General features: G+C 42.0%; 11 protein-coding genes. 10 read left to right on the top strand and 1 reads right to left on the bottom strand.

Annotated features, from left to right (window positions below):
• Positions 1-3: 3 nt before the first annotated feature.
• The 10 genes from ACIFO6_RS04830 to metK all read left to right on the top strand — a co-directional run bounded on the left by ACIFO6_RS04830 (position 4) and on the right by metK (position 18,246).
• The gene (locus ACIFO6_RS04830; RefSeq protein ID WP_430038628.1) at positions 4-765 is read left to right on the top strand and encodes a WecB/TagA/CpsF family glycosyltransferase; all 762 of its coding nucleotides are present in this window, start codon (positions 4-6) and stop codon (positions 763-765) included.
• A gap of 137 nt (positions 766-902) precedes the next feature.
• On the top strand, positions 903-2,033 hold the full coding sequence (locus tag ACIFO6_RS04825; RefSeq protein ID WP_430038626.1) for an MraY family glycosyltransferase: 1,131 nt from the start codon (positions 903-905) through the stop codon (positions 2,031-2,033).
• Between the two features lie 192 nt (positions 2,034-2,225).
• Positions 2,226-6,245 carry an S-layer homology domain-containing protein gene (locus ACIFO6_RS04820; protein ID WP_430038624.1) on the top strand — a complete coding sequence of 1,340 codons (4,020 nt, stop codon included), beginning with the start codon at positions 2,226-2,228 and terminating at the stop codon, positions 6,243-6,245.
• A gap of 352 nt (positions 6,246-6,597) precedes the next feature.
• The gene (locus ACIFO6_RS04815; RefSeq protein WP_430038622.1) at positions 6,598-9,732 is read left to right on the top strand and encodes an efflux RND transporter permease subunit; all 3,135 of its coding nucleotides are present in this window, start codon (positions 6,598-6,600) and stop codon (positions 9,730-9,732) included.
• A gap of 20 nt (positions 9,733-9,752) precedes the next feature.
• On the top strand, positions 9,753-11,099 hold the full coding sequence (locus ACIFO6_RS04810; RefSeq protein ID WP_430038620.1) for an efflux RND transporter periplasmic adaptor subunit: 1,347 nt from the start codon (positions 9,753-9,755) through the stop codon (positions 11,097-11,099).
• 537 nt (positions 11,100-11,636) lie between these two features.
• Entirely contained in the window at positions 11,637-14,018 is a 2,382-nt protein-coding gene (locus tag ACIFO6_RS04805) for a copper amine oxidase N-terminal domain-containing protein (protein WP_430038618.1), read from the top strand.
• Between the two features lie 99 nt (positions 14,019-14,117).
• Positions 14,118-15,644, top strand: coding sequence for a stalk domain-containing protein (locus ACIFO6_RS04800; protein WP_430038616.1), 1,527 nt, complete (start codon positions 14,118-14,120; stop codon positions 15,642-15,644).
• 68 nt (positions 15,645-15,712) lie between these two features.
• On the top strand, positions 15,713-16,294 hold the full coding sequence (locus ACIFO6_RS04795) for a hypothetical protein (protein ID WP_430038614.1): 582 nt from the start codon (positions 15,713-15,715) through the stop codon (positions 16,292-16,294).
• Positions 16,295-16,420: 126 nt separating this feature from the next.
• Complete coding sequence (locus tag ACIFO6_RS04790; RefSeq protein ID WP_430038612.1) at positions 16,421-16,711, top strand: small, acid-soluble spore protein, alpha/beta type; 291 nt, start codon at positions 16,421-16,423, stop codon at positions 16,709-16,711.
• A gap of 332 nt (positions 16,712-17,043) precedes the next feature.
• Positions 17,044-18,246 (top strand): methionine adenosyltransferase, encoded by a 1,203-nt coding sequence (gene metK / locus ACIFO6_RS04785; RefSeq protein ID WP_044648613.1) that lies wholly within the window; start codon positions 17,044-17,046, stop codon positions 18,244-18,246.
• 126 nt (positions 18,247-18,372) lie between these two features.
• Here metK and ACIFO6_RS04780 read toward each other — a convergent pair whose 3' ends face one another.
• The gene (locus ACIFO6_RS04780; RefSeq protein WP_430038610.1) at positions 18,373-19,278 is read right to left on the bottom strand and encodes a TetR/AcrR family transcriptional regulator; all 906 of its coding nucleotides are present in this window, start codon (positions 19,276-19,278) and stop codon (positions 18,373-18,375) included.
• Positions 19,279-19,287: the final 9 nt, after the last annotated feature.

Genomic DNA, 19,287 nt, shown 5'->3' with positions numbered 1-19,287 from the left:
ACAGTGACAGTTAATAAGGTTACGAATGTGCCAACCGTCCCGATTTTCGGTGTTCCGGTATCAAGGCTTAATATGAAAGATACATTAAACGTATTGATCCAAGCGGTAGAGTCTCGATGTCCGCATCAAGTAATTACTGCTAATCCAATTATGGTTATGGCTGCATTGGAAAATCCAATGTACATGTCCGTGATGAAGCAGGCGGAGCTCATCGTCCCGGATGGGACTGGCGTGGTTTGGGCCGCGAATTATGTAGGGCATCCAGTACCAGAACGTGTGGCGGGTTTTGATTTGTTACATGAATTACTTGGAGCTGGAGAAAACTATCATTGGAAGGTTTATTTGCTCGGATCGACATCCGAAGTGATTCAAGCGACTGCACAACGGGTACATGAGCTTTATCCCGGAATTACGGTTTGCGGCAAGCGTGACGGATTTTTTGGACCGGAAGAGGATGAAGCAGTGATTGCAGCTATTCGTGAAGCAAATCCCGATTTGCTGTTTGTAGCACGTGGAGCGGACACACAGGAGCCCTGGATTGGTAAATTTAAAGAACAATTAGGTGTTCCCGTGATGATGGGAGTGGGCGGTAGCTTCGATGTCATATCAGGTAAAGCTAAACGCGCTCCTAAATTGTTCCAAAAGTTCAGAGCTGAGTGGCTGTATAGGCTACTGAAAGAGCCAAGTCGCTACAAAAGAATGCTTGCGCTGCCGAAATTCGCCATGAAAGTGATGCGTGAAAAAGAAAACGTCACAAAAGTGTGATAAATAGCTTGAATCTGCCTTCAAAACCCGCTAATTTGCCAGAATATGAAGCTTGGTATTTATTTTCGATCAGAGTATAATTCAATGCGGTTACATCTGAAAAGGGATTGCTTTAAAATTGGGGGTCGAATGATCAAATGCTATTGATCTATATTATTGGTTTCATCATGGCACTGGGACTTGCGCTGTTATTGACACCACTCGTCAAGAAATTTGCTGTGAAGGTTGGAGCCGTCGATGTGCCGAATGCCCGAAAGGTACATACCCGAATTATGCCGCGTCTTGGCGGTCTGGGGATCTTCCTGGCAGTTCTTTTGTCCTTATTGGCGATTTTACCTTTTGTGCCTGAAGGAATGCTGTCCTCAAGGGATATTAACTTTATCGCAGCCTTTTTGATTGGCGGAACGCTGATTACACTGATTGGTGCTCTCGATGATCGTTTTGATCTTAATGCAAAATTGAAATTTATGGCTCAAATTGCCGTTGCGTGTATGGTTGTATTTGCTTTTGATATTCGTGTTGATTTTGTGAATGTGCCTTTTCAGGATGCATACTCTTCTTTGGAAAGCTGGATCTCCATCCCGCTTACGATTTTCTGGATTGTAGGTGTAACGAATGCCATCAATTTGATTGATGGTCTGGATGGACTGGCTGCTGGTGTTTCGGGAATCGCAATCGGAACGATTTTTGTAATGTCTCTTCTGATGGGCAACTATATGGTTGCTATGCTTTGTCTGGTGCTGCTGGGCAGCATTGTCGGATTTCTGTTTTTTAACTTTCACCCTGCAAAAATATTTATGGGTGATACAGGATCTCTATTTTTGGGCTTCTGTCTGGCGATGCTGTCGATGCTTGGATTCAAACAGATCGCTATTGTATCGTTTATTACGCCATTGATCATTATCGGCGTACCTTTGTCAGATACATTCTTTGCAATCATTCGTCGCAAGTTGCAGAAGAAACCGATTTTTTCACCAGACAAAGGTCATTTACATCACTGCCTGCGTGAATTGGGCTTTAGCCACAGACAGACCGTATTGATCATTTACGCTATTGCTGCATTTTTCGGTGTATTAGCCGTGATTCAATCATATGCTGCGCTTAATGAAGCGAACTGGGTTATCTTTGTCGTGATATGTATTATGATGTTCTTCTTGCAGATTGGCGCCGAGGTTATTGGACTTGTTGGTAAAACCAAACGTCCGGTGATTAACACCTTGATTCGGTTGCTGGCTAAGCCAGATTCTCAGACTCGTTCGAAATTATAATTTTTTATTTTAAAAGTAAGCCTTCAAGCTTGGCGGTATACCGCGGGTTTGAGGGCTTTTTTGTTCTTCACTAAGAAAAAACTCCCTCCTTTTTTGCGTATTTACTAATTTTTTGTATGTTTGCTGCCGATAAAAAAGGTATTGAATGATTACGTGCCCCAAGGTGCGACAGAATCTAAGGAGGACAATGATTTGAAACGATTGCTATCTATGTTGCTGACGGTTGGTCTCATCATTGGCTTGGTGCCGGCGGCCCTGGTAGGCACGGCTCATGCTGCGACAGGAACTTATTTTATTTTTCCAAATGAAAAATACGACGTGGATTCAGCCAGATCGGTAAACACCGACCGTATCACAGTTAACGGAACGATTAATGGAGTGAACGGAAGCACAATTTCATATAGTGTATTCCAACTCTCCAAAAATGGAACGACGCTTAACGTGGTAAATAAAAACGAGAGCCAAAAAGGCGGAATCACGGTCACTGGCTCCACTCTTAAAATTTCAGACATTAAACTGTTTCCTGGTTTGAACCGAATCACATTCCAAAGCAGCCAAAACTCGGCGGATATGAAGGATTCTATTTACGTAGAGTACCAGGATGGACCAAAGGTTTATGATCTGTCTGCTACGCTGAACGGTAAAACTGAACAGTTAGTAGAGAACCAAACAGCTGTGCTCACAGACGCGGGTAATAACGGTACGGATGACGTTAAAGTGATCATTCAAGGTATAGCGCCTAATGCTGATAGCGTAACCCTCACGTCTGCAAAAAGCAGTAATACGTATACTGTTAACTCTTATACCGGTTATAAACTAACAGGAAGTGTTGTACTTAGTCCGGGTAAAAATATAGTGACTCTTAAAGTGGGTAACGGAACTCAGGCTCTAACGGTTACGCGTGAAATTACAATCTATACGGGCAAACCTGAATTTTCCGATTTGAACCTGAACATGGATGGGAATGTGTCGGCCGATCTGACCACTTCGCCTGACTTTACCGTATCATCTACGAGTGGAGTTGTTTTGAAGGGTAAGGTTTTGGTTCCAGGCGGTGCATCTGATCCGGGAGTGGCTACAATTAATGCAAGGTTTACAGATGTCAGTAACAATGGCAGTGCTGTGGGTAGTGCTAGTGGGATTGATGCCACGATTGATACTGCTAATGTGGTTACATCCAATGGCTATAAGGTATATCCATTTCAGGTGACTGTACCTTCAGGGGTTGTGGTGGATCATTTGACCAGAGTATCCTTGGGTCTAACTTATAGTGATACCAGTACCCCGCCTGCTCCATCTGCTGTCCAATTTACATTGCGCAGCAGCACTCAGCCGTATATTGATGATGTAAATTATCTTCCTGATTTTAACAATCAATTGTTGAACAGAATTAATGGTAGCGGGTCTGATCAGGCAACTGCCATAGATGAAGCTATGAAGTTAACTGGAAGCTCTATGAAGAACAAGACTACAGATGCTCCATCTGTTCCTGTAGGTATGGAGTTCATCGTTGTTAACGGTGCACCTTCTTCAATCAGTGAGCTTTCTGGAGTAACGGTTCATACTGTAGGATCACCTCAAGATGTGATTCGGACAATCAATGGCAAGCCAACACAAGTGAAGAAAATCATCGCTTATGTAGACACTTTGCCTAAAGAAGGACAGAACGTACTGAATTTTTACCTGAATGGTGACTCGACCAAGTTAATTAAAGCCACGGTGAATCTGTTGCAGGGTCCATTCATGAAGTATGATACGATTTATGACGGACAACAAATTCCGTTAAATACCTCCAGTTCAAACCTGAATACCTATAAGCTGACTCAATTGGGCTACTTTAAAGGTAAACTGCTTGATGTGAGCAACATAGCAGATATTCATTACACTGGAAGTAACCGTAATGTATTCCTGTATATTAATAATGTATTGGTTGATCTAGATGGCTCAGGGGCGGACTTTAAACTTGCTTCTTCCTCGGAACCAGCCGCAGCCAACGCACTGGCAAGCGGGAATAATGAAATCAAATTTGTGTACAAGCCAGGTATTGAATATAGCAATACGGTAAAAGTAAACTTTACACAGACCAATATTCCAGTAATTCCAGTTGCAAACACACAGGGGATTATTCCTTTTACACCTGTTAGTGGCTTGAGCAGTGCTCCGAAATATAGCGAAATTGCACCGAAAACAAAAGATGCTAATTTCACTAAAGTGGATGATACCAATTACAATACATCCCTGAAAAATATCAATGTATTTGGTACATTCAGTATTGCTGATTTGGGTAAAGCGGATCAGGTCAATGGTTCGCTAAGTGATATTTCCAATAAAGACCAATACATTTTGGAAATTAAAGGATCGGACGACAGCGAGGTTAATTGGACGCTGAATAATGAGTTTTACTCAGCCGAAGATGCTAAGACAACATACAACTCTGGTTCTATTACAGATAAATTTACAAATAAAGATTTAAAAGACCTGCTCGTGTACTATCATCCGGACAAAAAGTATTTCAGCTTTGTGTTGAAAAACCAAACTGTTCCGCAAGATGGAACACCAGTAGCCTATAACATTACCTTGTACAACAGTGGCAAGAGCGGACCATTTGCAACGTTCCGACTGCAAGTTTCTGGTCAATCCACATCTTTTGATATTTTGCGTCCGCTTCCTGAAAAGAGAATCGTGAATCAAAACTTTGTGCAAGTGGTTGTGAACGTAGGTAATGCAGATAGTGTTATGGTAGGTAAGGAAACAGCAGTTCAAGAGGGATTCGATTCTGATTATGATGGCACTGTTGATTACCCTTCAACCTACAAAGCCATCGTCACCGGTCTAAAGGCCAACAAAGATAATAAAATTGACGTAGTGGTTACAAAAGGTAAAGATAAACTGAAACAGACCATTACGGTTAAATATGTGCCTACCAATATTCCTGGTGAGCAATACATGGAAGCGATGAAAACATCGCACAAAGTGTTTGATGGTAATCTTACACTTGCTTTTGCTAAGGGAACTAGTCTGATTCGTCGGGATTATGATCAACCGCAGCAATTCAAAAATCAGGTTTTCTCTGGTCATACATTGTACTTTGCGATAGCAAATAGCGAAGACGGTGTGGTAGACCGGCATGAATTTGAAACTGAAAAAGCATTGTCAGATATGCGGAGCTTGATTGCAGATGGAAGTAGATACTTCAGCAGAGACTTCCCAACTCGTTTTACCAAGTCAAGCCCGGTATTCTGGATTGACCCAGGTACAGCAGATGATATCAAAACGGATGCTTACGATCCGGTAACTTATGGTGCCGATCCTTATCAACTGGCTAATAAGTCGCAAAATGACAGTAGTAAGATCAAAAACTTCTACTGGCGTGATCCTTCTAATGAATTAGTACCATCCAAGCGTGCAACATTAACCTTGACGTATGATAGCAGTATCGCGCAGGATGCAGGGAAACAAATGACAGTGTTCTATTTTGATTCGGATCTTAAAGATTGGCAGAACATTGGTGGTGTGGTAGATCCGAAGAAACATACCATTAAAGTACCGTTTGATCGTTTCGGCTACTATGTTGTAGCTAAGGTTGGAGAAACGTATAGTGATGTCATTAAACACAAGTACGCCAGAGATTACATTGAGTCCATTCTGGCTAAGGGTGTCATGAACCCAATGGATCCAATTAATAGCTTTGGACCTGACAGCTACATTAAAAGAGGCGAATTCACGTCTATGATTGTCAAAGGTCTGCAAATTCCTCTTAATTTTAGCGGTGCGAAGCATTTTGATGACGTCTCTATTCCAAATACGATATCGGCAGATGCCCTCTATGATTATCGTTATATTGAAACAGCCGCACGTGCCGGTATTGTAAAAGGTTCGCAACCAAGAATCTTTATGCCGGAAGATGTAATTACACGTCAGGATGTAGCGGTCATTATTGCCAAGGCATTGAATTTGAAGCTGGAGACAGATCATGACAAGATCATGAAGAACCTGTCTAAAACCTTTAAAGATGCAGACAAGATTGATTACTATGCACAAGCATCTGTGCTTGCGATTGCCAAGAAGGGCTTTATCACAGGTTCACCTGTTGATGCTAGTGATCTGAAAAAAGGATATATGTTTAATCCTACATCTCTGACCTTGCGTGGAGATGCAGCCGTTATCATAGCTAAAGTTATGGCTGATAAAAAGTTGCTTCCTAAAATCTAGATCCTTAAAAAACTGAATTTATTGAACATCCCTCCATGCGAAAATGGAATTCCCTTTCATATACATGAGAGGGATGTTTTTTGAAAATCAGCTATTTGACTGGGATTAAGGGCCTATGCCATAATAACAATGAGCAGATAACTGATAGGTAAGTTTATAGCGTTTTTGTTTTTGAACTACCATAAATGCATTTAAATTAACTACTTTTTTTTAAGTACTTATCTCAAAATGTGTTTATTATTTGCTTATATGTTCTTTTTGTACACTTATTTGAAACTTTACGTCTATTTCATCGTAGTAGAGGATTAGTGTGCTTAAATATTAGACAAAGAAGTGAGTGGGGAGTGATGAGATGTCTCAGTTTTCAATACGCCGTCCTGTAACAGTATTTATGTTAATTGTTACTTTGTTGATCGGGGGCGGTATTTTTGCGTTAAGACTTCCTGTTGAGCAGATGCCGGATATGAAGCTGCCTATTGCTTTGGTAGTGACCAGTATTCCAAATTCGACACCGACAGAAGTTGAGGAATTGGTTACTAAGCCTATTGAAAAAGGTCTATCGTCCATTCAGGATGTAGACACGGTCACGTCACAGTCCTCCGAAGGAACTTCCATGGTTATGATTCAGTTTAACTGGGGAGTAGACCTTAATCAGGCTACATTGGATATGCGTGACAAATTGGATTCTGTAAGGGGTTCACTTCCTAAAAGTGCGAATGCACCACGTGTTCTGAAGTTGGATATTAATGCAACTCCGGTTATTACACTCGCATTTACTGGTGAACAAGATGTTAACCAATTAAAGTCTATTGCAGAGGATATCATTGAACCACATCTCGAAAGAATCTCAGGAGTTGCTTCAGTCGGTGTGACTGGGGGACAAGAACGTTTGGTTCGGATTACTGTTGATCAAGCCAAGCTGCAAAGTTATGGTATTACCTTAGATCAGATTAACCAGGCGCTAGCAGCTAATAATGTGTCCGGCTCTGCAGGTTCTGTTGATCGTGGTAATACGGAGATTCAAATCAGGGTTCAAGGTGAATATCAGGCTGTTTCGGAAATGGGAGAGACTCCGATCACTGTGGGCAAAGGCAGTGTGAAATTAAAGGATGTTGCAACCATTGAAGATTCTTTAGAGGATGTTACAACCATTTCTACATACAATGGTAAGCCAAGTATTAATATCTCTCTTACAAAGGCTACGGGAGGGAATACACTTTCCATTGCTAATTCGGTGAAGGACAATTTGGATGCAATCCGTAAGGATTTGCCTGCGGGTACTCAACTTGATTTGGTCACTGACGCTTCCGTAATGATTAGCGACTCTGTTCACTCATTATTAGAGCATGCTGTGCTAGGACTTATTATCGCAGCTATCGTTTTAATGTTATTCCTTAATAGCGCACGTTCCACAATTATTGCAACAATCGTAATTCCAATCTCTTTTATAGCCACATTTATGATGATGTATTTCACTGGACAAACCATTAATATTATTTCATTGAGTGGTTTGCTACTGGGTCTAGGGTCCTTTGTTGACTTTGCCGTCGTTATTATCGAGAATATTTTTAGACAACGACATGAAGGCAAAAGCATGCTACAGGGCGCTATTGATGGTTCCAAACAAGTGGGGAATGCGGTCATGGCCTCTGCACTTGCACAAATCGTAGTGTTTTTACCGATTGTATTTGTAGATGGAATTGCGGGCGTACTGTTTAAGCCGTTAGCCTTGACCGTAATTTTCTCTCATATTGCTGCGCTGCTAATCTCACTTATGATTGTACCCATGCTTAGTTCACGTTGGTTGCCTACTGTTCCAGATGAGTCCATATATTCTTCGGGTACTTATAAAGGAATTAACCCGATTATCTGGTTCAATATCGGTTTTGAAAAATTGAGGGGCGGATATCGCCATATTCTCAAATGGGGGATTAACCATCGTAAAAGTGTTTTGACAGCTACTTTGCTTATGTTTGTAGCTGCAGCAGCTTTGGTTCCTATGGTTAAAACGGAATTTATCCCTGAATCTGACCAAGGGGAGTTTTCCGTCACTGTAACGATGCCTAATGGAACCAAATTGGAAGAAACACAAAAAGTTACTGAAGGAATTGAAAAGGAAATTTTAAAGATTCCTGAACTTGAAAAAATGATAGTAAATATAGGATCTGGAGGCGGAGCAACGGGCGTATCTGGCTCATCTTCTGCTAATGCTGCAAACATTAGTGTTACACTGAAGGATGATAGGGCACGGCCTACTGATGAAGTGGTAAATGCTCTGCGTCAAAAAATTGTGGATATTCCCGACGCAGAAATCATTATTCAAGCTTCTTCCGGGCTATCAAGTGGAGCAGCCGTAAACATCAACCTGAGGGGCGATGATATAGAAGTGTTGCGGGAGCTTTCGGATAATCTCGTGGCTGAGGTTAAGAATATTCCGGGAGCGGTGAATGTTAAGAGTACGTTGAATGCTACTCGTGAAGAATATGAGATTACGATTAATCGAGAGCTTGCCAGCCGATATGGTTTGTCAGCATCTCAAATTTTGTCTGTTGTGAGTACCTCCTTTAACGGCTCGGTTGCTACAAGCTATCGTACCGGAGAAGACCAGATTGATGTGAAGATATCGTTGCCGAATGAGTATCGCCATGATCTGGCTTATCTGCAAACATTGCGGATTACAACTGCACAAGGGATTGATGTGCCTTTGTCATCAGTGGCCAGTATTGATAAGCGTGAGGTTCCCGAGACTATTACACGCGAGAATCAAACACGTCAAGTACAGATTACTGCTGACATAGACGGAACAGGAGACATTCGTTCAGTTAATCAAAAAATAGATGTTCTTCTACAAGGTACTCACTTCCCTGATGGATACAGTGCAGATACGGGTGGCGGACAAAATGAGCAAATGATGGAGTCCTTTACAAATCTGGCAGTAGCTATATTGCTATCTGTAGTGCTGATTTATATGGTCATGGCAGGGCAGTTTGAATCCTTGCTTACGCCGTTTGTTATTATGTTCTCGATTCCACCTACTTTAATAGGTGTGCTTATTGGTTTGGTTGTAACAGGATCTAGTCTTAGTGTGTCGGCTCTAACCGGTTACATTATGCTCGTCGGCCTGGTTGTCAATAACGCTATCGTCATGATTGATTTCATCATTCAGCTCCGAAATGAAGGACAAGATCGGGATGAAGCTATTATTCATGGAGCGTCTGAGCGGTTGCGTCCGATTTTGATGACAACGCTGGCGACTGTACTGGCTTTGCTCCCAATGGCATTTGCTACAGGCAGTGGTAACGAGTCACAAGCGCCGATGGCAGTTGTTGTTGTATTCGGGTTATCCTTCGCAGCTGTTATTACATTGATTCTTATTCCGGTAGTCTACGTTATCTTGGATAATAGGATACAAAAGGGTAAAGAACGGAAATTGAAAAGACAGCTCAAAAAAGAAGCAAAGCTGCAACAAAAGAGTGTTCACATTTAATAATGAGGTGAAGAGATATAATGAATAAAAAAAGTGCTCTGATTGCCACGACATTGCTTTTGTCAGTTGCATTGGCAGGCTGCGGTGGGGGGGAAGCCCCCGCCGCTCCAGCCGCGGTGCAGAAAACGATTCCGATCCAGGTAGCAAAAGTGGCTAAAGGCAGTATTGAGGATTCATCAGGTATTGTAGGCAGTTTTGCGCCCAAAGACACGGCTCAGGTTGCCCCGAAAATTAGCGGAAAAATACTGAGCATTAATTTGACGGTGGGACAAAAGGTAAACAAGGGCGATATTTTGTTTACGATTGATCAGAAAGACCTTCACGACACGATTACACAGTCTCAGGAATCTTACCAGGTTGCACTTGCTAATTTGAAGCAAGCTGAAAGCGGAGCAGCGCAATCTGTTCAACAGGGAGAGTCTGCTGTGGATCAGGCTAAGAGTTCACTGGTACAGCAAGACAATGCCATTACCCAAGCGCAGACTGCTGTGGTAGATGCCCAGAGTTCCGTGCGTGATGCTCAGAATACGCTAAATCGTAACCAGCAGTTGTTTAGTGCTGGTGCTGTTTCGCAATCTGACCTGGAACAGTCTCAAATAGCGTATAGAAGAGCTCAAACTGCATTGGAAAACGCCCAGCTCTCACTTCATAATGCGCAAACATCCAAGGAAAGTGCTCAGACCACATATACTAATGCCCAGAAGTCATTGCGGCTTGCACAACAGAAAACGGGTATTGATGTAGCACGTGCTTCGGCTAATCAGGCCAAGGCTGCTTTGGATACTGCGCGTAGTCAGCTTGTCAACGCTGTAGTCAGAGCGCCTATGTCGGGCACCATTTCAGTTGTGACTGGTACAACAGGACAAATGGTCAGCGCTCAGTCAGCTGTAACTACAATTGCAAATACCAATCCGATCCTTGCCAAAGTAAATGTCTCTGAGGAGGATTTGCTTAAGCTAAATGTAGGCTCTACTGTAACTCTAGGGGTAGACTCATTGGGTAAGCGAATAGAGGCTAAAGTGACAGCGGTCAATCCGGTTATGGATAATGATCTCAAGGCATATCCTGTCGAAATTTCAGTTCCCAATCCATCTGGCGAGTTCAAATCCGGTATGGTTGTGTATGTTTATATGAAATCGGAAGCTGCACAAAACATTCTGGTATCACAGGATGCCATTACGGAGCAAGCTGGGAAAAAGTATGCTTATGTAGTTGAGGGTGCTACTGCTAAACGGGTAGAAGTGCAAACAGGTCAGGAAAGCGCCAAAGAGGTTGAAATAACCAAGGGGCTCACCGAGGGTCAGACCATTGCCGTTAAGGGGATAAGCCTGCTTACTGACGGTGCTAAGGTTAATATAGTGAAGTAATTTGTTTTGTTCTGGGTGTGTAGGCTATAAAAATTGTTGACCCTCCGTCAGTACCTGCTACTTTAAGTGTTTAACTTGGGCGTATCCTTGGGATTTATGTATCCTTTATATTCTATGGATAACGTACAGTGAATATACTCATTAAGGGACTACCATAATTGCGCAAGAGAACTCTTGTACATTAAGGTTGAACAGGTAAAAGTTGTAGGATGACGGAGGAACAGGTTCAATAGTATAATTATGACTGTAGGAAAGCGGAATACATATTCAAAAAAAATAAAATTTTTTTTGAAACGGACGCAACTTTTCGAACCCATGCTACGTCTAATTGGGTGAGTATAAAACAAAGGGGTACAAAAGCGTAAAGACATAATTCGCTAAAAAAATTCTTTACGACATTGTTATCACATTGTATAATACTGGAGTACGTCATAAATGGACGCTTTCTTTCAACTAGATTCCAAGCTTCTGTGATATTGTCACAGATATCATTTTATAAGGGTTCTCATAAAGCTCGGAAAGGAGGTGTAACTACTGATGAGTGACAAGATCCGACAAAAAGACAAAAATAATATTTCTGGTTATATTCAAGGAGGAGAAAAAAAGGTTATGACAAAGTTTAATAAAAAAATGATCAACGTGCTGGCAACAGCAACATTGGTTGCTGGTGTTGCAGCTCCAATCGCAGCACTGACTGCACCAACTGCAGTTCATGCATCTTCTAGCTATTCTTCATTGAACACACCAAGTATTGGTTCAGGACAATCCACTGCTCCTATTACATTGGGTAGAGCAAAAGTTTCTATTAGCCAAGCTTCCGTTGCTCCTGGGGCATCTTTCACTGTTACAATGCCTAAAGGCTTTAATTTTGCTGGTGCTACTGCGGTTGATCAAGTAAATATTGCTAAATCTGCTACCGATGCTACTTATGGTTTGGGTGTTTATCTTGACGCTGGGGATAACAAGTCCAAGGCTACTACTGACAACCCTTTCCCAAGCCAACCATTGACAGTTGAAAAGTTGACTGATAATTCCGCAAGAGTAACTTTGAATTTTGATAACTCTTTGGATGATGCTACTCTTTACCTGAACTTTGGTAAAATCAATGTTACTGGCCCTAGCAATGGCCCTGTAAAAGTTTCTATTGACGCTGCTTCTGCAAGTGGTTTGACTAGCGGTGAAGTAACAATTGCAAACGTAGTTTCTTCTGGTCAAGTATCTTTGTCTGCTGCTGATACGGTTTCCAGTGAAGAAAACTTTACTGCAACTTTGAAAGTTAAAGAAGAAACTGCTGGTTCTTTGGGTAACAGCAATATTAAATTGAAATTGCCTAGCGGTTTCAAATGGGACTCCGCTCCTAAAAATCCAGCCACTATTTTGTTTACTTCCAATACAGACAAAGCAATTAAGTCAGATGATGTGAAGTATTCTAGTGATGGTGATACACTTACTTTGTCTTTGAGAAAAGTAAGTGATGCTCAAACATCTTTCCAATTGCCTGTAGGATTCTATGTTGATGATGAAAACAGTGCTAAAGAGGGCGATGTTACTGTAAGTATCTCTGGTAACGCAACGACTGACGTTAGCTCCCTTGTAGTTGGTAGCTATGGTCAAATCGGTGGTGGCGTTTCCGTTGCTACTCCAACAACAATTCTTGCTGGTCATGATGAGCAAAAAATTGGTGATATCGTAATTAAAGAAACTGTTGCTAATTCCTTTGTAAAAGGACGTACTGTAACTTTGCGTCTGCCTGAAGGTGCTCGTTGGCAGTCAACCTTTGAAAGCAACAACCCTGGAAGCAACTTCTCCGGTTCTATGGAGAACACTAACGGTTTGGGTGGAGCAGAGGTTTCCTATACTGACTCTGACAAACGTACTTTGAAATTGACTTTCAACAACGCTAACAGCACTACTGACGCTGGTAGCCTGAAACTGAAAAACGTTGAAGTTGCTACACAACCAGGTTTCTCCGGTGACCTGAACGTTGATGTTGCTGGTAGCCAAGGTCTGAGCGGTACTGTTAAGGTTGCAGCTGTGAAGCAAGCAGTGACTTTGGCTGCTGCATCCAAACCAACCCTGACAATCGGTCTGGGCGACCAACAAGTTGGGGACATCACAATTACTGAAGCAGCTAAAGAAGCTTTCGTTAAGAAAGATGGTAGCCGTGAAGTAATCTTGGAATTGCCAGTAGGCGTACGTTTTGCTGCTACTCCAGAAGTGAAAGTAACTGCTGGAGATGTTAAAGTGAAGAGCGTATCTACTGATACTTACGGCGAAAGCAACAAAGGCCGTCTGAGCTTCTACATTGACAGCGAAAGTGCTACTCCAAGTACAATCACAATCACAGCTCCTAAGCTGACTGTTGACCGTACTGTAGCTCAAGGCGATATCGTAGCTAAGCTGAAAGGTAGCGCAGTTTCTTACACTGCATACAAAGGCGCATCTGAGAACACTCAAAACTGGAAAGACAACAACACTGCAGCTGCTGAAACAGCAATCGCAACTGTTGGAACTCCAGCTCCAGGTGCTACTAGTACTAAAGCTGTCTTCACACTGGGAAGCACTTCTTACACTGTAGATGGTCAAAGTAAAACAGCAGAAGTAGCTCCTTATGCTGAAAACGGACGCACTTACTTGCCAGTACGTTATGCAGCTGAAGCTCTGGGTGTATCCCAACAAAACATCCTGTTTGACAAAGCAACTTCCACAGTTACCCTGATCAAAGGTAGCACTGTTGCTCAAATCAAACTGAACACAAACCTGTTGACTGTTAACGGTTCTGTGATTCGTATGGACGTTAAAGCTGTGACTAACAAAAACCGTACTGTACTGCCAATCGCTTGGGTGAGCAGAGCGCTGGATGCATCTATCACTTATGATGCAACTGCAAAAACAGTTACTGTTGAAAACAAAAACTAATTTAAGAGCAACTCTTTTGAGTTAACTGAATTAGATGAGAAGAGGGTTCCTTTTGGAGCCCTTTTCTTTTATTAGCCTTATTGACAAAGGAGAGAAATTATGAAACGTTTTGGAGTGGCGGTACTTTCCACATTGGTTCTTTCTTCTGCATTTGCCAATCTTGCAGGGGCTCAGACAAGTGATATAAAGGTTATTATTAACGGAGTAACTCAGCAATATACACAGTCACCAGTGATTAGTCAAAGTACAACCTTAGTGCCTCTTCGCGGCGTTTTTGAAAGCCTGGGAGCACAAGTAGAATGGGATAGCAAAGCTAAAAAAGTAATTGCATCCAAAAATAATGATACGTTAACTTTAAATGTGGGTTCTAAACTTGCTTATAAGAATAGTGCTCCTGTACAACTCGATGCAGCTACTCAAATTCAAAAGGGTCAAGTGCTCGTTCCTCTGCGCTTTGTGAGCCAATCATTAGGCGCCAAAGTAAATTGGGATAAGACTACACGGACGGTAACTATTTCAAATCAAGCTGATGGAAGCACTGCTGGTGATCAAACCAACAGCTTATCCAGTAAGCCTTTCACATCTCCTGTGACTAAAGTTACTTATGATACCTACTATAATGATTCTTTGACCTATGGTGATGCAGTTAAACTGGCTATAGCTGATAGTACCTCAGTTAAATCAGGAGAAACCAGTATTGATCAAGCTGGGAAAATCATGAAAGAAGCAGGCAAAAATATTGACTTTGTTCCTGCTGAAGCCGGTGTTGAAGCCTCTGATAAAGCCTTCAAAGGTTATGCTCAAACAAATCTTAACTATGAGACTACAAAGAAAAACTTAGAGATGACTAAGGAAGGCATTCAATACAACGTGAAGGATCTTTATAACAAGCTTCTTCAAAAGCAAAATGCAGTTAAACTGGCTGCTTTGAACATTGAAGATGCTGAGCGCAAGCTGAAAGTTGCACAAATTAAAAGAGATAATCAAATGTCGAGCGATTATGAGGTGACTCAAGCAACCAACCAGTTGACTCAAAATCAAGCTGCTTTAGACAAGGCTAAAAAAGATCTGGATAGCGCATATGTATCTTTGAATCAAGCGATTGGCTATAAACCGGAGCAACGTTACGAATTGAAGGATAAACCTGTTTATTCTGAATTCAAAGATAATGTGGAAACTAAGGTAAGCCAAGTACTTACCAGCAGTACGGCTATTTGGTTAAGTGAGCAAAAAGTGGATTTAGCTGAACTGAGCTTGAGACTCTACAATTTTAATACTCAAGGAAATACGCCATACGAAGCTCAACAACTTGATGTTGAGAAAGCTCAGTATGCTACAGAGGGTACAAAGAGAACTCTTGAAGAAGCTGTAAGAACTCTTTATAACAACATTAAAGGCTTGGAAAGTCAGTATTCTCAAATTCAAGCTGGTTTAGTGAGCGCTAGAAGTGCGGCCGATATGGCTAAAAAGCAATTTGATGTGGGTTTAGCTACTGAACTTCAGGTTTATGAGGCTAATATGAAAGTGACCACGGCTGAACAGCAAGCAGAAGATATAGTTACGAGCATTGATACATTGAAGATGGCTTATAATAAACCTTGGGTTCTGCAAGGCGCTTCTTCTTAAAGCAAGCCAATAATAATGCTAATATAATTTTTTTTACAGATGCATTAACCTGCTGTAGGAGGATATTTATGAAATCACGCTACAAAGTATCGCTGGCAGCAGTTTTGCTTGGAGGAGGAATAGTCGCAGGCTCCTTAATGAACAACTCAGTTAATGGAGCCTCCAGCTCTGGACAACCAGGTACAGCTGATGATCCAGTCGTAACCAAAAGCTATGTTGACCAGAAAATCGCTCAGGCAATCAAAGGTGGAGCATCGGCAAGTAGCACTAATAGTAAAGCGACTAGCTCAGCAGCCCCTACCACAAACGCTACTTCTAACGCCACAATATCTGGAGCTACTAGCTCAGGCAAAACTTCCACAGCTGTGGAACAGACCGAGGAATTGAAGGTTGTTGATGTAAAGCCTGGTCAAAAGCTGATTGCCAAAGTTGGAGCGGAATTTATTTTACGTAACGGGTATGCTGTTGTTTATAGTATGGATGCCAGCGGAGTTATTGATATCACATCCGGAACAGAGATTGTCCATAATCAGGCAGTTGAGAAAAATCATTTACTATCCTTTCCTAGAGAAGGAAGAGGTATTCAGGTAAAAGAAGGCCAGAAGTTTGGCTTGGTCGTCATGGTACGTGGAGGTTATACTCTCCAATAGATTGTATGTTGGAGTGTTCTTTTTCGTAAATACTGCTTGGGATAGCAAATTGTTCTTGGCTAAGCTGACTCCAAACGCTGCACACTAACTTCATGAAAGAAAATACAATTGATGGAGGTGTGTACGATGGCATCAAGAGGTCAGAGACGATTGATTCCCGAAAGCCGTGCCAGATTACATGATTTGAAGTATGAAATTGCTGCTGAGTTTGGGCTTCCTGTTTATAATCCCCAATATGCGCATATACATCCGAGTACCGACAGTGAGTTTGCTGCGGAGTTGGGTGAGTTTAAAGGAAGCGCAAATGTGGAGTGGCGCGATTTGACTTCAAGACAGAATGGCTCTGTAGGTGGTGAAATTACCAAGCGACTGGTACAATCTGCTGAACGCAGCTTATCTGAATTTGGTACCCTGTAAGTTGCAATAATTTTTACTGATTTTGATGTGCAGTCGTTTTTAAAAATAAGGCTATCCTCACGTGAATCAGAAATTTAGCTCTTGCCAATTTGCCTTAGTGGGGCCCTTTGTAATTGGGCGATATGAATTGACACCTTGATTTAAATAGGATATCATGGCATTTGAGGCTTGTACGCAACCTTTTCCTACCGGAAAAGGTTCATTTTTTGTTAATCAGGTATAGAAGTCATTTTCCGGCCACATGTTGGCGTGAGAGTGTCTGGCTAATGCCATTGCCATGTCAGGATTTTATATAAATCCTCATGTATTTTAATTGTGGGAGGTTGAAATTCATGTCTGTAAAAGGCCGTCATTTGTTTACGTCTGAATCTGTAACAGAAGGTCATCCGGATAAAATCTGTGATCAGATTTCCGACGCCGTATTGGACGCCTTTTTGGCTAACGACCCTAATGCACGGGTAGCGTGTGAAGTATCAGTAGCTACTGGTCTTGTTCTCGTCATTGGTGAAATCAGCTCCAAATCGGAATACGTGGATATTCCATCCATTGTACGCAATACGATTAAGGAAATTGGCTATACACGTGCGAAATATGGCTTTGATTATAATACTTGCGCTGTATTGACTTCTTTGAATGAACAATCACCGGACATCGCTCAAGGGGTTAACGCTGCTCTGGAGAGCCGTGATCCTGCTGAAGTAGATAAAGAAACGGAAAACATTGGAGCAGGCGATCAAGGGTTGATGTTCGGTTTTGCTACGAATGAAACACCTGAGCTGATGCCGTTGCCTATCGCCATGTCTCACCGTATTGCACGCCGCTTGGCCGAAGTGCGCAAGGATGGAACACTAAAATACCTTCGTCCGGATGGTAAAACCCAGGTAACGGTAGAGTATGAAAATGGCAAGCCAATTCGTATTGATGCCATTGTAGTTTCTACGCAGCATGCAGAAGATACTACGTTGGAGCAAATTCAAGCAGACATCAAGGAAAAGGTTATTTTGCCAGTTGTTCCTGCGGAATTGCTGGATGAGCAAACCAAGTATTACATTAATCCTACAGGTCGCTTTGTTATTGGCGGACCTCAAGGGGATGCAGGTCTGACAGGCCGTAAAATCATTGTAGATACGTATGGCGGTTATGCGCGTCATGGCGGGGGAGCATTCTCTGGTAAGGATCCGACCAAAGTGGACCGTTCCGCAGCTTACGCTGCCCGTTATGTAGCGAAAAACCTTGTTGCAGCCGGTTTGGCAGACAAAGTGGAAATTCAGCTTGCTTATGCCATTGGTGTAGCTACACCAGTTTCGATTAGCGTCGATACATACGGTACTGGAAAAGTCAGCGACGAGAAGCTCGTTGAACTGATTCGCAACAATTTTGATCTTCGCCCCACAGGTATCATTCGAATGCTAAATCTGCGTCGTCCAATTTACAAGCAAACGGCTGCTTACGGTCACTTTGGTCGTACAGATCTGGATGTGCCATGGGAGAGCATAGACAAAGCTGACGCTCTGAGAGTGCAAGCAGGTCTGTAATTTCTCATATGCTATCAAATATAATTAATAACACCAAAAAAGACTGTCTCATGATTTACATGAGCAGTCTTTTTTGATGTATTTTACAAGCTAAGTTGTGAATTACTGTGATGAATTTCTAAACGCTTAATCCGTTAGAGGTGTAAGATTCAACAGCTTTTGGAGCAACTGACAAACTTTTTTTAGCTCCTTACGCTGCTCCAAATATGAGAATAGAGCTTTTAAAAGACCTATTTGGGGATTCGGTTTCAAAGCTTCTTCCTTTAATAGAGCTGCAATTTGCTGATACTCCTGCTTTTCTTCCTTTGAACTCCATGAAGATAGCAGTATACTGTCTTCCAGAGAGTGGAGAAGGCCGTTAATCTGGCGACCTTGGTCAAAGGGATTGCTTAGAGTACTTTCAGGTAACCAGCCCTGCTTGCTCCGGAACAAATGAGGGATGGAATCAGCGTTATTCAGATTAGCTACCAAGGAACGGGATAAGAAAATGATGAATTGCGCAAGCTGCTCAACCGTTTCATCATTCATCCGATCTGCAAAGAAGCGAATGTATTCAAATACAATACTCTTAAGCACAAAGGTCATATCCCATGCGTGATCTTCAATCTCCGGTCCAAAAACGTCAATCAAGCAATCGCGTACCCATTTGTACAGCTTGTATTCATGTTGTTCGAAGGCGCCATTGAGTTGCTCATTTTGAAAAATAAGCATGGATGGTTCAGGCATATCTATCATAAGATACACCTTATTTTCAACAATATTTTTTAAATAGATTACAATAAACCTGTGCAGTTTATCATGATTAGTAAGGTCAGGCTTGCTGTAAAGTGCCCGGATGTCTTGTTCAATGTTATTCTCCAGAATGATACACATTTCCAAAGGAAGCTCTTCTTTTCCTTGAAAATATTTATAAAAGGATGCCTTCGCCATTCCGCTTTCTTTGGCGATCTCTTCAACAGATGTTGAAGAGTAGCCTTTTCTGGAGAACAGCCGAATGGCTGCCTGTAAAATATCATTTTTTTTGCTTTCCATACATACTTC

The organism is Paenibacillus sp. NRS-1781 (assembly GCF_050467745.1).
Taxonomy (GTDB): Bacteria; Bacillota; Bacilli; order Paenibacillales; family Paenibacillaceae; genus Paenibacillus; species Paenibacillus terrae_A.
Note: the sequence above shows the minus strand (reverse complement) of the source record. Positions and strands in the feature narration are given on the sequence as shown.

What these genes read in the sequence shown, in the direction of transcription:
- ACIFO6_RS04790 (WP_430038612.1), top strand. Translation starts at nt 16,421, where the DNA reads ATGGCATCAAGAGGTCAGAGACGATTGATTCCCGAAAGCCGTGCCAGA.
- ACIFO6_RS04780 (WP_430038610.1), bottom strand. Translation starts at nt 19,278, where the DNA reads ATGGAAAGCAAAAAAAATGATATTTTACAGGCAGCCATTCGGCTGTTC.
- ACIFO6_RS04800 (WP_430038616.1), top strand. Translation starts at nt 14,118, where the DNA reads ATGAAACGTTTTGGAGTGGCGGTACTTTCCACATTGGTTCTTTCTTCT.
- ACIFO6_RS04795 (WP_430038614.1), top strand. Translation starts at nt 15,713, where the DNA reads ATGAAATCACGCTACAAAGTATCGCTGGCAGCAGTTTTGCTTGGAGGA.
- ACIFO6_RS04815 (WP_430038622.1), top strand. Translation starts at nt 6,598, where the DNA reads ATGTCTCAGTTTTCAATACGCCGTCCTGTAACAGTATTTATGTTAATT.
- ACIFO6_RS04805 (WP_430038618.1), top strand. Translation starts at nt 11,637, where the DNA reads ATGAGTGACAAGATCCGACAAAAAGACAAAAATAATATTTCTGGTTAT.
- metK (WP_044648613.1), top strand. Translation starts at nt 17,044, where the DNA reads ATGTCTGTAAAAGGCCGTCATTTGTTTACGTCTGAATCTGTAACAGAA.
- ACIFO6_RS04825 (WP_430038626.1), top strand. Translation starts at nt 903, where the DNA reads ATGCTATTGATCTATATTATTGGTTTCATCATGGCACTGGGACTTGCG.
- ACIFO6_RS04810 (WP_430038620.1), top strand. Translation starts at nt 9,753, where the DNA reads ATGAATAAAAAAAGTGCTCTGATTGCCACGACATTGCTTTTGTCAGTT.